Below are 13,190 nucleotides of genomic sequence, written 5' to 3'. Positions count from 1 at the left end.
GGGCTTTTAGCCGAAGAGAAAAGGGAAGGGAGGGGAGAAGATGTCCTCAATTGCAGGAATGATGAGTCAGCAAGTGGCGAGTATTCAAAAAACACTCAATATCAGTTTATTGAATTCACAGCTTGCCACGAACACAGCCCAAGCTATGGTGATGCTCGATCAAGTGCAGCAGCAGCCTCAAGCTGTTCAGCCCAAAGATTCAGACGCTACGTTTATTGATGTCAGAGTTTAACCAAGAAAGCCGCCGTCACAGGCGGCTCTTTTTATGCGCTTCACGAATTTTTTGAACAGCTAACCATGCCTTTATTTTTTGTCGTCCAAGCTATTCATCAAATGCGGCATATACTATTGAGGTAAGAAGTTCCACTATGAAAGGATGTTGATGCCAAGTGAGCAAGGATTTAGGCATCTTTTCGTTGTTTACAGTCAGTTTGTCGGCAATGGGCTTTCTGTTTGGTGGAGCAGGATATTTACTCATGATATTAGTGACACTAATGGCTATTGAATTAATTTGTTCAAGCCTAAGAGAATCTGTGACTGGACAACTTACGATGAAGCGTTTTTTGACCCGGCTTGTTCGAAAGGTTGTGACGATTTCTTTAATATCCATGGCACACTTCTTCGATGTCATGCTGAAGACTGGGGGGACAATTAAGGATTTAGCGCTCATCTTTTATATTATTTATGAATCGTACCAGATTGTCTCAACAGCCAAAGCTCTCGGAATTCCCATTCCACAGTTGTTTATTGATGTGTTAGACATGATGAAAAATAAATTGCGCAAAAAGCCGTAATTTCTTCATATCTGGTCATACTAAAGGAAAAAGGATGAATCAGATGGCGAGACACACATACTATGTATCCGTTCAAGACGGATCGATCTCACAGCACAGAGATGCGGCTGCTTGGCAATTTCAGATAGAAGCAGATGATGACCAAATCTTGCAGTTAAGAGAGTATTTTGATGAACAGTATATGACAGATTGGAAAGGTTTCTTTCGGGCGCATGTTCCATTTCTTGAATATCATTATGATAGTCCAAATGACGAAATGGATAGGAAAAGAAAAGAGATTTACTCGATGATTCATGATCTCGGTAACGAAGAGACAAAGAACTTTATTGAGACCAATGGACTGATGAATTGAAAAAGCATGTAGAGACATTCTACATGCTCAGCGTGTAGACAAACCCTCGCATTCTTTGTCAGTCCTGCGTGCCGGTGCTCACGAATGTCAAATTCGCTCCGCGCCAGTACTCGTCCTTCCTAAACTGCAAAGGTTTTCTATCACGCTGAAAAGAAGACAAAAGGCTAAAAGAAAGTTCATTTTAGCCTTTTGTCAACTATCTGAAAGCATGTAGAGACATTCTACATGCTTTTATTTTCGAGGCTGTAAGATACCCCCGATTAGATCACTGATTCCGCCTCTATTTTCCTGCTGTGAGTTGGTGATTTCGTGTGAGGTACTCTGACTCTGGGGTTTGTACCGGTTATCATCTATCCCGACCCGCATTCCAGATGTTCGTTCAGATGGCTGGATAATCACAATTTGGTCCTGTTCATGAAATTCAAACAAGTAGGATTCGCCCGATGTTTGTCCAATGAACGTTTTCCAGTTCACATCTAATTTGACTTTCGGTGCTTTGCCCGTCCAAGCGACAATAGCGTCAGGATCTACACGGCAAGGTGCTTTTAAAATCAGCGGGTTTCCATTTGTTTTGATGGCAACCTGCGCCCCGTGACCTTGATACGAGAGCTTTGAAGTAAATAGCCCTTTCTGTGATAAGATCCCAACGCCTACTGGTGTCACGCCATAGTGACATTCTTCAGTAAAGGCAAGTAAATCTTCACTTTCCACGCTAACATGTTGCCAAGGACCGTTCGGCTCAAGATTGATGACGGTCACATGCTCGCTAGAATCAGCCAAGTAGCAAGTGCCTTGTCCACTCACTTCCATCATCTCAAGGTTTTCACCTGTTAATTTTCTGCTAATATGATTAAATACTTGGCTGACCATATTTCCTTTATTCGTCCCAAGTAATCGTTTACGGTATTGAAATGTACCTTGATCGGCAATCATAGCGCCTTTTTTAGCAAAAAAGATCCCGTTGCCTTCTGCTTGTAAGGTCAGTTCTTCGATCGTGTTGAAATGAAATCCCATTTGTGCCAGCTCCTTTCCTTTGTCAAGATGTGAATCCGTAGATGCGGCATAGGTCGTTTAAATCAAGGGTCGTACCTTGTCCGGTAGCGGTGATTTTCCATTCGTTCTCAACTCTCGTTAGTTCAGCACAAATGATGGATGTACAAAATGAATAATCTTCTGTTAACTGAAAGGTACAAATCTCCTGTTGTGTGATTTGATCTGAAAGGCGCAAGTAGGCATTGGTCACCTGTCCAAAATGATGTGTCCGCTCGTGTGCATCATGTATCGTGGCTGTTACGACGATTTTCTGAATATCGGGTGAGACTCTGCTCAGTTGCATAATGATGATCTCATTGTCCCGATGGCCTCCGCCGACCTGATGATCACCTAGATGGCGAACAGCTCCATCTAAGCTTTGCTGCTGATGATAATAGATCAGGTGTTTTGGAGACAGAAGCTTGTCCTCTTCATTTAAGAGAAACACTTGCGTATCTAAATCAATTGGCTGACCAGATAAGTCCCAGCCAAGTCCGATATGAATTTGATCTATATTTGGATTGTCTTTTGTTAAATCTAACTTTTGTCCTTTCATGAGGTGTTTCTTCACTGCCTCAAGAGAAGCGTCTTCTTTCTCATGTTGCCTCATTGGCCATGCTTTGTTATTTTCTTGTTTTGATCCATTTGTGATGCTCATGCTGGTTTCCTCCTCGTCTGTGTAGGACAAACACTTATTGATTTACGTCGTCATGGGCAAAAGGTTTCATGATTAAAATGGGATGAGGATGGAGATGATAAAAAGGTTTTAGCAAGAATACTTATTTTACATACAGACGAGATAGAAGCACTCGTTTGTTTCACTTTTCATAAAAATTCTTCAGAGAAATGTGATCTGTGGTATGATGTTTTACAAGAAGCAAGGACAGGATATGAGGGATTTCACATGCATGTATTTAAAGACTATTATCATAATACGGTCAAGCTCTCTTTTGAAGAGCAGCCTTTTTCAAGTCATCCTAAGCATGTTTGGGCTATTTGCCGCTATCAAGGAAAATGGCTACTTACTGAACATGAGGATCGAGGCTACGAGTTTCCAGGAGGGAAAGTAGAGCCAAATGAAGAAGCAGATCAAGCCGCTATACGAGAGATTCACGAAGAGACGGGTGCTGTTGTTCGTGAATTAACGTATATTGGTCAATATCAGGTGCTTGGCAGAGAGAAAGTCATTGTCAAAAATATTTATTTCGCCGATATTGAAAGGCTCGTCAAGCAGGACACGTATTTTGAAACGAAAGGACCCGTTCTTTTCGCAGACTTACCAAGATCCATCGCAAAAAATAAAAATTTCAGTTTTATTATGAAAGATGATGTCTTGAGACAAAGTCTTGCTTATTTAGAAAAGAACGGTTTGATTCGTTAAAAAAAGCGCAGGGAAATGACCCTGTGCTTTTTATTTTTGCAGAAAACGGCGCTCCAGCCATTCAACAAGCTGATACATGATGGTGGCGAAGACGGCGATAATGAAAAGACTTAAGAACACGAGTGTAAAGTTGAAGACTTGAAAGCCATAGATGATCATATAGCCGAGTCCTTTTGAGGATACAAGGAATTCTCCCACAATGACCCCAACCCAAGAAAGACCAACATTGACCTTAATGGCAGAGATCATCGTTGGAATACTTGCTGGCAAAATGACCTCACGGAAGACCGTTCTTTTTTTTGCGCCAAAGGTTTTCATGACTTTTAAATAATTCTCATCGACTTCTTGAAAGGCTGTATAAATGACGATGGTGGTAATGATCACACTGATAATGGCACCCATCGCGACAATGCTGATCATGCCTGGTCCAAGGGCAACAATTAAAATGGGGGCGAGAGCGACTTTCGGCATCGCATTTAAAATAACCAAATAAGGATCAAGGACATTTGCAAGACGGGTGGACCACCATAAGGCGGCGGCTAATAAAATGCCGCAAAAAGTACCAAGTAGAAAGCCGAGCACTGTTTCAAATAGCGTAATGCTCATATGATTGATTAATGAACCATCTGATAATTTTTGTAAAAACAATTGGCAGACAGCAGATGGTGAACTGAAAATGAGCGGGTCAATCAGTCTGAAATGGCTCGCAAGCTCCCAAAGCGAAAAGAAACTGGCGAAAATGATCAACTGGTAGACTCGCGTCATGCGTTTTTCCATTCGAATTTTTTTTCGATAGGCTTCATGTAAAAGATCACTGTGTTTCAACTGTCTTCAGCTCCTTCCAAATCGTTTGAAAGAGCTCTTGGAAACTTGCTGTCTGTCTCGCTTCAAAAGGAGAGAGCGTCCTCAGATCATCTGGAACGGTAAACATTCGCTGGATAGAGCCTGGATGCTTTGAGAATAAGAAAATGCGATCACTCATCGCAATGGCTTCGCCGATGTCATGTGTGACAAGAACAGCCGTTTTTTGATAGTTTTTTAAAGTGTGAAAGACGAGGTCTTCTAATGTCAGTTTCGTCTGGTAATCTAGTGCTGAAAATGGCTCATCAAGCAGAAGCAGGCCGGGATCAACTGCAAGCGTTCGGGCGAGAGCCGCACGCTGCCTCATCCCGCCTGACAGCTCCTTCGGGTATTTTTCTTCGACATCATTGAGTCCAAGCTTTGGCAGTAAGCTAAGGGCAGCTGAGGTGGCTTCATGTGAATCTTGTTTTGCAATTTTTAACCCGAGAATGACATTTTCCTTGATCGTTTTCCATGGGAACAAATAATCTTGCTGGAGCATATAACCGATTTGATGCTCCTGTTGATTCGGTTCTTTTCCTTCGATTAAAATTCGACCTTCAGAGGGTGGCGTAATGCCTGCGATGATGGACAGCAAGGTTGTTTTCCCGCAGCCGCTGGGACCAATAAATGAGATGAATTCACCTTGAGTGATCTCCATATTGATGTGCTTGATGGCCGTGGTTTTTTCTTTTAAAGAGAAGTACGTGTGGGTCACATGGTCAATTTGAAGGAAAGACATGTGCTACCTCCTGTTCTATTTGTGATCTGTGACCTTCCTTGCAATGGATGAATCGACAAGTTGTTTGTACGGGATAAATTCCGGCAGTTCACCACTTGCCTTCATGATTTCCTGTAATTTGTTCCATTCCTCTTCATTTAGAAGGGGATCTGTTGCGTAGGAGTTCTGCTGCTTGTAGCGTTTAATGGCTGTTGATAAGACATCAAGGTCTGTATCAGGAAATTGAGATTGGATTGTCTTGGCAATCTCCTCTGGGCTCTTTGCTTTGACCCATTTTTGCGCTTTGTAAATGGCACGAGTAAAGGCTTCAGCTGTCTCTTTGTTTTCCTCTAAGTAACTCTTCTTTGCCATAAAGGTGGTATAAGGCACCTTGCCGGAAGCCTCACCAAAGGAGGCGGTAATGTACCCTTTGCCTTCTTTTTCAATTAAGGAAGCTGTCGGTTCGAATAACTGCACAAAATCGCCAGTTCCAGAGGAAAAAGCACCTGAAATGTTGGCAAAATCAATATTTTGAATCATGCGAAGATCCTGTTTCAAATCAATGCCTTCTTTTTTCAGGACATATTCACCGACCATTTGCGGCATGCCGCCTTTCCGTTGTCCGAGAAAGTCCTTTCCTTTCAATTGATCCCAAGAGAATTGATTGATTTTTTCCCTTGAAACAAGAAATGTACCGTCTGTTTGTGTCAGCTGTGCAAAGTTCATGACAGAGTCTTTCGTGTCTTGTGCTTCCACATAAATAGAAGATTCAGATCCGGTCAGAGCGATATCAGCGCCGCCGGATAAGAGAGCTGTCATTGTTTTATCGCCGCCCCAAGTGGTTTTTAATTCAACCTCTAAGCCTTCATCTTTGAAAAATCCTTCGGATAGGGCGACATAAAGCGGTGCATAAAAGACCGAATGGGTCACCTCGGCTACTTGTACGGTCTGCTCTTGGTCTTTTTTACAGGCGACAAATGGAATAAAGAGCAGGACAACGAATATGAATGCCAGTCTGACTTTAATGGAACGATTCAAGAGTAATTCGCCTCCTTTGTTCTAGATCACTAATTAAAGTATGTCAAAAGGGATTTTTGGTGAGTGCCTAGATGAAATAAGAAGCGCATTGTTTATTTATAGAACGTGTCTTTTTTTCTATACTAGAAGCATGAATGCTTTCTTGAATTTGGTAGAAATAAAGGAGCGGTTTCGTGTATAGATTGAGTTGGGTATTTGTTGGTTGGTATGTAGTGGGTCTTATTTTAATGGTCTTTTTTGAAGTGCCGGCATGGCTTCAGTTTGCGAATGGTATCTTTCTTGTGCTTTACGCCTGCTGCGTCATTGAGATTGGCCGAAATATTTACGGGGCATGGAGCTTTGTGATCGTAAGAGCAGCCATTGTGGGTGTGTTGACGTTTACGGTTGAATGGGTGGGGATCACAACTGATTTTCCATTTGGGGCCTATGATTATTATCCGACGCTTGGATTTCTTGTGGCGGGAGTGCCTTTGACGATCGCTTTTGCATGGGTTGGTGTGTTTTTAAATAGTCTTTTTTTATCAAGACAACAATCGAAGTGGAAACGAGCCGTCGAAACGGGTATATGGATTGTGCTGCTTGATCTCATATTAGATCCGGTAGCGGCTGAACGAAAGTTTTGGGTGTGGTATGACGGCGGAGGTTTCTTTGGTATCCCTTTTGAGAATTTTGTCAGCTGGGGTATCATTGGAGCAGGACTTTCATTTCTGTTCCCGCTCGTCTCCATTGATCAGCAGGCATTGCGCTGGAATGGGCGTATTTATCAGGCCATGGTGTTCTTCTTTGGTCTTTTAGCATTAAAGGGCGGGCTGGATGTCATTTTTTATTTAGCACTGATCATTGTCATCTTGTGTGAAGGAAGGGTTCGATTTGAAAGAAAGCGACAAAAACCGATCGTTTAGACGACTCTTTTATTTTTATCTTGAACGATATTTACTGAACAAACATTTTCGCTGTGTCATGATGAAAGGTATGGTTGATCCAAAGGAGAAGCATCCTGTTCTTTATCTTGCCAATCACAGTTCATGGTGGGATGGACTGATCATTTTTCTTTTAATAGAACAAATGTCTGAGCTGGATCATGCCATGATGATGGAAGAGAAGCAGTTGAAGCAATATGCTTTTTTTCAAAAACTTGGTGCATTTCCAGTTCATAAAGAGAAGCTGAAAAGTGTCAAGCAGGCATTAATGACTGCAAAGGAGAAGATGGAGGCTGGCGGGGGTGTGTGGCTCTTCCCGCAGGGGAAAATTATGCACCAAGACATAAGGCCGCTTGAACTGGAAGGCGGAGCTTCTTTTTTAGTCAGGCAATTTGAGCAGGTCGTCATCAAACCTGTGACGCTGCATTATACATTTAATCAATTTCAAAAACCGACGGTATCGGTTGAGTTTGGAGAAGATGTCCTAGTAGCTGGCGAATCACTTCGCAGTAAGGAAGTAACAAGTTTACTCGGAGACCTGCTTGAAACACAGTTAAACACACATCAAGCACAGGTTATTGCTGATCCAGATTTTTCAACAAACGAACAATTTAGGCAGGTGACAAGGACAAGCCGGTCAACTAGTGATGCGTTTGATTCCTTTAAAAAGTGGGTGAAAACATGGCGGTCTTCTTAATTGTCATCAGCGTTTTGCTGATCTGCCAATTGATGTTTACGATTTGGAATATGAAGCAATTTCCTGTACTCAAGCCGGCATCTCTTTCACCTGATGAACCCATTTCATTATCGATCCTCATTCCAGCGAGAAATGAAGAAAAACGGCTGGAAGCCTGCCTTCAGTCGATTGTTGATCAGCGTCTCCATCCGAAAGAGTTGATCGTGCTGGATGATCACTCGACAGATCAGACGAGAATGATTGCAGAGGGCTTCGCAGAGACATATCCATGGATTCGTGTGCAGTCAGGTCAAGTATTGAAGCGCGGCTGGCTTGGAAAATCATATGCTTGTTCCCAGCTTGCTGAGGCAGCATCTTCTGATTGGCTGTTATTTTTAGATGCAGATGTCCGCTTAAAACAAGGAGCTATTGAAGCGGTGTACAAGCAGTTATGCATACAAAAAACGGGCATGCTCTCAGGTTTCCCAGAGCAAAAAACGGGAACGCCTTTTGAGCATCTTGTCGTTCCTATGATGATGTTTACGATTGGCTGTCATCTGCCAGTGAAGTGGGTCAGAACATCTCAACATCCTGCTTTTGCCGCAGCACATGGCGGTTTTATTGCCATTGAAAAGAACTGTTATCAAGAAATAGGTGGTCATGAAGCGATCAAGGATTCTCTTGTGGATGATATGGCTTTGGCTAAACGAGTGAAAGCGAAGGGCTTTCCGTTCACACTGGCAAGTATTCATTCTTTTGTCTACATGAGAATGTATGAGAGTGGACAGGAAGTATGGGAAGGATATCGGAAAAATTTGTTCCCGGGAGTGAATCGAAACATTGCTTTGTTAAGCAGTGTCTTTTGTTTATACTCCGTCCTTTATGTAGTTCCTGTTATTTGCTTTATGATCGCACTGATTCATTTTGATGTGGTCAATCTCTGTTTAGCCCTTCTTTGCTACGGGCTGGGTGTATCCATTAAAGCGGTCATTGATATCGAAAATGGAAGAACATCTACGATGGCCTTTTTATTGCCTGTCAGTATCATAAGCCTGATGGCCATTGGTTTTGCTTCTATGAAAATTGGGCTGAAAAAAGAAGGCTATGAATGGAAAGGAAGAAGGTACGAATGAGAAAAGTGATCATTATTGGCGGCGGACTTGGCGGGTTATCGGCTGCGATTCGCTTACAGTCACGCGGTTTCCAGGTCACCATTTTAGAAAAAGAAGCTTCTTTAGGCGGGAAATTACAACGCCATCAAGCGTCTGGCTACTCTTTTGATTTAGGACCGAGTACCATTACAATGAAGGCGTATTTTGAAGAAGTATTTACCTCCTGTCATAGACGAATGGAGGATTATGTGACGTTTTATCCGATTTTCCCGCTTACTAAAAACGTTTTTTCAGATGGACATACGGTCGAGTTTACGCCAGATATTGAGCAAATGGAATCACAAATTGCAGTTTTTAGTCCAGAGGATGCAAAGCGATACCGGGCATTTTTACAGGAATCGAAGAAGCTTTTTCAAATGGCAGAGGATCAGTTTTTAAATCGTTTATTATTGACTTGGAAGGATAAAGCGGATGTCAAGCTAATGAAAGCCCTTCTTGCTGTCAAACCTTTTACATCCGTTCAGCGCTTGCTACGTCAATATTTTCGTCATCCTCATACATTGGCGATGTTTGGCCGGTATGCGACTTACATTGGCTCTTCGCCATACGAGGCACCTGCTATTTTTAATATGATGGCTTATTTAGAAGGAGAAAAAGGCATTTATGGTATTAAGGGCGGTACGTATCGTTTAGTTGAGGCATTTGAGACACTGGCAAAGGAATTGGGTGTCCAAATTCATCTCAATGAATCAGTCAAAAAGATTCATGTAAAGAATAAGCGAATCCAAGGAGTTGAAACGGATCAACAGTTATATGAGGCAGATCAAGTCATTGCGGGGGCAGATGCACTGACTATTTATCGCCAATTAATTGATGAAGAAGACCGCCCGAGCTTTGGAAATCAAAAGCTGGCAAACATTGAGCCATCGTTATCAGGTTTTGTTCTTTTGTTGGGCGTCCCTAAAGTCTATGAAAAACTGTCTCATCACAACGTGTTTTTTCCAGAGAATTACGAACAAGAATTCAAGGATATTTTTCAGAAAAAACAGCTTCCTCATGATCCGACGCTTTACATCTGTTATTCAGGTCATTCAGAGCCAGCTTTAAGCGGAGGACCAGGAAGAAGTAACTTGTTTGTATTAGCCAATGCGCCATATGTGACAAAAGAGCAAAATTGGGACATGCTAAAGGAGACATATGGTCAGCATATGAAAACAAAACTAAAGGAAAAGGGTCTCTTTGATCTTGACCAGCTTGTAGAATTTGAAGCGGTACAAACCCCGCTTGATTTGCAGCAAAAAACGGGAGCGTATCATGGGGCCATTTATGGCATGTCGTCAAACTCATTCAAGCAGGCGTTTTTTCGAATCAATAATCAATCAAAGGATATTGAAGGGCTTTGGTTTGTTGGCGGCACAAGTCATCCAGGCGGTGGCACTCCGATGGTGACAAAATCAGGACAGCTCGTCGCAGAGGCCATTATCAAGCATTTGACGTAACACCGAATGAAAAGGAGAGAATTCAAGTGATTGTGGAAAAGAGAAGGTTCCCGTCGCCACATCCGCATATTCACTTATATACAGTGACATATGAGGCCGATGGACTTCGAATGAAGGGGCTGCTCGCTGAACCGGCCGGAGAAGGTCTCTATGACGGTTTTTTATATTTACGCGGCGGCATTAAAAATGTGGGAATGGTTAGACCTGGCCGAATTGTGCAATTTGCTGCGCAAGGGTTTGTCGTCTTTGCGCCCTTCTACCGAGGGAATCAAGGAGGCGAAGGGAACGAGGATTTTGCCGGAGAAGATCGGAAAGATGCATTTGCTGCATTTCAGCTGTTGAAACATCATCAAAAGGTGAAGCAGGAGCGCATTCATATCTTTGGTTTTTCCCGCGGCGGAATTATGGGCATATGGACCGCTGTTGAAATGAAGCATGAGGCCGCTTCCTTTGTGACATGGGGAGGCGTAAGTGATATGAAGCTCACCTATCAAGAACGTGTGGATATGAGAAGAATGATGAAGCGTGTGATAGGAGGTCCTCCGCATAAGGTACCAGAAGCATATGAGGCTAGAACGCCTTTGAATGATGTGCACCAAATTGAAGCACCTGTCTTAATCATTCATGGGGAGCTGGATGAGAATGTATCCATTGAGCATGCGTATTTATTAGAAGATGCACTGCGTCAGCATGGCAAGTCTGTGGAAACATGGTATTTTCACGGATATCATCATTATTTCCCGCCACAGCATAACCGGGAGATTGTCAGACGGCTGACGACATGGATGCACAGCCGAAAAGGCGGAAATGTGGTAAAATAAACGGTAGAAAGAAATATAGAAAGTAGGGGGATTTTCATTATGGGAATGCCTGTTGAATTTAATACAATGATTGTCACAAAAGGAAAAGAGACAAGAATTGAAGAAAATGTGTTTGAGCTCATGAAGGAAGGGTACCGCATTTATCCATTAAATATTCCGCTTGAGGTGCGTAAAACGAAAGACGGAGAAAAAACAGGAACAGCACATGTTGAAAAGCTGGAGCTCACAGACAATATCACGAAGGTGACGTATCGTCTTGTGTCATTGCATTCAACGAACTAAAAAAGCTGAGGGATTCATTCCCTCAGCTTTTTCCTTTTGATTAGACGAGTGGTCCGCCTTTTGCTTCAATATCACTTGCTGCATGGCTGAATTTTTTGAAGTTCTTTTTAAATTCATTTGCAAGGAAGTGTGCTTTTTCTTTGTAAGCCTCTTGATCGTCCCATGTTTTAGCAGGCTGAAGCACTTCATCTGGCACTCCTGGAATATGAAGCGGGATGTGTAATCCGAAGATGTCGTCAGTGATCATTTCAGCGTTGTCAAGATCTCCTTCGATCGCTGCCTGCACCATTGCTCTTGTATGAGCAAGATTCATTCGTTTGCCCGTACCGTAGCCGCCGCCAGTCCAGCCTGTATTCACAAGGAATACTTTTGCGCCGTGCTCATCGATTTTTTTGCCAAGCATTTCAGCATAGACATGAGCAGGAAGTGGCAAGAATGGTGAACCAAAGCAAGTAGAGAACGTTGTTTCTGGTGACGTTACACCACGCTCAGTTCCAGCTAATTTACTTGTGTAACCACTCAAGAAGTGGTACATCGCCTGTTCTTTCGTTAAACGGCTGATTGGAGGTAAAACGCCGAATGCATCAGCTGTTAAAAAGACGATGGCAGATGGGTGACCTGCAATACTTGGTTTCACGATGTTATCAATCATTTCGATCGGGTAAGCCGCACGTGTATTTTCAGTAAAGAATGTGTCATCATAATCTGCTTCACGTGTTTCTTCATCAAGTACTACATTTTCAAGCACTGATCCGAAGCTGATGGCTTTGTAAATTTGTGGTTCTTTTTCTTCACTTAAGTTTACGCATTTTGCATAGCATCCGCCTTCAATATTGAAGACACCTGTGTTAGACCAACCGTGCTCATCGTCTCCAATCAGCTTGCGGCTTGCACTTGCAGAAAGCGTCGTTTTTCCAGTACCTGAAAGGCCGAAAAATAAAGCAACATCGCCTTCTTGACCGACGTTAGCAGAGCAGTGCATTGATAAAATATCTTGTTCAGGAAGCAGGTAGTTCATAACAGAGAAAATGGATTTTTTCATCTCTCCTGCATATTCTGTTCCACCGATCAGAATCGTCCGTTTTTCAAAAGAAACGATAATAAACGTTTCAGAGTTTGTGCCATCTGTTTCAGGATCTGCTTTAAAGTGAGGTGCAGATAAGATGGTGAAAGGTTTTTCGTTTGATGATGGTGTTGATCCATCAGGTCTGATGAATAGCTGCTTTGCAAAGAGATTGTGCCAAGCGAATTCATTTACAACTGTAATTGGCATACGGTATTTTTCGTCAGCACCGGCAAAACCATCAAAGACAAATAGTTCATCACGTTCTTTTAAGTATGACACAACCTTTGTATATAAACGATCAAATGCCTCTTTCGAGATCGGCTGATTGACTTGACCCCAATCAATTTTATGTTCAGAGTTTTCTTCTTTTACGATGAATTTATCTTTAGGCGAACGTCCAGTGTAGGCACCCGTTGTGGCGCGGACAGCACCAGTTGAAGTTAAAACGCCTTCATTACGTGCCAGAATCTTTTCAACAAGTTTCGGAACAGATAAATTTTGGTGCGTATTTTCTAATGAGAGCAATGACTGCAAATCTTCTTTTAAATCCACTGAGTTCATAAAAAAACCCTTCCTTTACCGTTGAATTTGTTTGTTTTGATTAGTATAACACATTGATAATAATAGTCTATACTATTTAAATATTTTTGTGTGTG

Annotated in this window: 16 protein-coding genes; 10 read left to right on the top strand and 6 right to left on the bottom strand. The window is 42.4% G+C overall.

The window, feature by feature from the left end:
- The first annotated feature begins 40 nt into the window (after positions 1-40).
- The 3 genes from NST15_RS13975 (at position 41) to NST15_RS13965 (ending at position 1,146) form a co-directional block, all read left to right on the top strand.
- Positions 41-232, top strand: a complete 192-nt coding sequence (locus tag NST15_RS13975) for a hypothetical protein (protein WP_008342942.1) — start codon at positions 41-43, stop codon at positions 230-232.
- A gap of 157 nt (positions 233-389) precedes the next feature.
- Entirely contained in the window at positions 390-794 is a 405-nt protein-coding gene (locus NST15_RS13970; protein WP_224563997.1) for a phage holin family protein, read from the top strand.
- A 43-nt stretch (positions 795-837) separates the two neighbouring features.
- Complete coding sequence (locus tag NST15_RS13965; protein ID WP_008342945.1) at positions 838-1,146, top strand: hypothetical protein; 309 nt, start codon at positions 838-840, stop codon at positions 1,144-1,146.
- A 231-nt stretch (positions 1,147-1,377) separates the two neighbouring features.
- Here NST15_RS13965 and NST15_RS13960 read toward each other — a convergent pair whose 3' ends face one another.
- Both NST15_RS13960 and NST15_RS13955 read right to left on the bottom strand, forming a co-directional pair.
- A complete protein-coding gene (locus tag NST15_RS13960; RefSeq protein ID WP_008342947.1) occupies positions 1,378-2,160 on the bottom strand; it encodes an AIM24 family protein in 783 nt (260 codons plus the stop codon).
- A 22-nt stretch (positions 2,161-2,182) separates the two neighbouring features.
- Positions 2,183-2,836 (bottom strand): TerD family protein, encoded by a 654-nt coding sequence (locus tag NST15_RS13955; RefSeq protein WP_081298164.1) that lies wholly within the window; start codon positions 2,834-2,836, stop codon positions 2,183-2,185.
- A 246-nt stretch (positions 2,837-3,082) separates the two neighbouring features.
- Here NST15_RS13955 and ytkD point away from each other — a divergent pair, with 246 nt between their 5' ends.
- Positions 3,083-3,559 (top strand): RNA deprotection pyrophosphohydrolase, encoded by a 477-nt coding sequence (gene ytkD / locus NST15_RS13950; RefSeq protein WP_008342951.1) that lies wholly within the window; start codon positions 3,083-3,085, stop codon positions 3,557-3,559.
- 30 nt (positions 3,560-3,589) lie between these two features.
- On the opposite strand, the gene NST15_RS13945 is transcribed toward ytkD, so the two are convergent.
- Genes NST15_RS13945 through NST15_RS13935 form a run of 3 tightly spaced genes read right to left on the bottom strand, consistent with a single transcriptional unit; the run spans position 3,590 to position 6,158 of the window.
- On the bottom strand, positions 3,590-4,384 hold the full coding sequence (locus NST15_RS13945; protein WP_048003419.1) for an ABC transporter permease: 795 nt from the start codon (positions 4,382-4,384) through the stop codon (positions 3,590-3,592).
- Positions 4,371-5,141: an ABC transporter ATP-binding protein gene (locus NST15_RS13940; RefSeq protein ID WP_007501922.1), complete on the bottom strand. Its 771-nt coding sequence runs from the start codon at positions 5,139-5,141 to the stop codon at positions 4,371-4,373. Before NST15_RS13940 ends, NST15_RS13945 begins: the two co-directional genes overlap by 14 nt.
- A gap of 15 nt (positions 5,142-5,156) precedes the next feature.
- A complete protein-coding gene (locus tag NST15_RS13935) occupies positions 5,157-6,158 on the bottom strand; it encodes an ABC transporter substrate-binding protein (RefSeq protein WP_007501920.1) in 1,002 nt (333 codons plus the stop codon).
- 173 nt (positions 6,159-6,331) lie between these two features.
- Between NST15_RS13935 and NST15_RS13930 the strand changes: the two genes are divergently transcribed.
- Genes NST15_RS13930 through NST15_RS13905 form a run of 6 tightly spaced genes read left to right on the top strand, consistent with a single transcriptional unit; the run spans position 6,332 to position 11,468 of the window.
- Complete coding sequence (locus tag NST15_RS13930; RefSeq protein WP_017358367.1) at positions 6,332-7,060, top strand: carotenoid biosynthesis protein; 729 nt, start codon at positions 6,332-6,334, stop codon at positions 7,058-7,060.
- Entirely contained in the window at positions 7,029-7,775 is a 747-nt protein-coding gene (locus NST15_RS13925; protein WP_058213937.1) for a lysophospholipid acyltransferase family protein, read from the top strand. Before NST15_RS13930 ends, NST15_RS13925 begins: the two co-directional genes overlap by 32 nt.
- Complete coding sequence (locus NST15_RS13920; protein ID WP_035702124.1) at positions 7,760-8,887, top strand: glycosyltransferase; 1,128 nt, start codon at positions 7,760-7,762, stop codon at positions 8,885-8,887. The genes NST15_RS13925 and NST15_RS13920 overlap by 16 nt, the downstream gene beginning before the upstream one ends.
- Entirely contained in the window at positions 8,884-10,365 is a 1,482-nt protein-coding gene (gene crtI, locus NST15_RS13915; RefSeq protein WP_342498601.1) for a phytoene desaturase family protein, read from the top strand. Before NST15_RS13920 ends, crtI begins: the two co-directional genes overlap by 4 nt.
- 26 nt (positions 10,366-10,391) lie before the next feature.
- On the top strand, positions 10,392-11,186 hold the full coding sequence (locus tag NST15_RS13910) for a prolyl oligopeptidase family serine peptidase (RefSeq protein ID WP_035702120.1): 795 nt from the start codon (positions 10,392-10,394) through the stop codon (positions 11,184-11,186).
- 39 nt (positions 11,187-11,225) lie between these two features.
- Positions 11,226-11,468, top strand: a complete 243-nt coding sequence (locus tag NST15_RS13905; RefSeq protein WP_017358362.1) for a DUF2584 domain-containing protein — start codon at positions 11,226-11,228, stop codon at positions 11,466-11,468.
- Positions 11,469-11,508: 40 nt separating this feature from the next.
- Here the strand turns inward: NST15_RS13905 and pckA are convergent, their stop codons facing one another.
- On the bottom strand, positions 11,509-13,095 hold the full coding sequence (pckA, locus tag NST15_RS13900; RefSeq protein ID WP_019743681.1) for a phosphoenolpyruvate carboxykinase (ATP): 1,587 nt from the start codon (positions 13,093-13,095) through the stop codon (positions 11,509-11,511).
- Positions 13,096-13,190 lie beyond the last annotated feature (95 nt).

This window comes from Bacillus sp. FSL R5-0820 (genome assembly GCF_038593385.1).
GTDB lineage: Bacteria > Bacillota > Bacilli > Bacillales > Bacillaceae > Bacillus > Bacillus altitudinis.
Note: the sequence above shows the minus strand (reverse complement) of the source record. Positions and strands in the feature narration are given on the sequence as shown.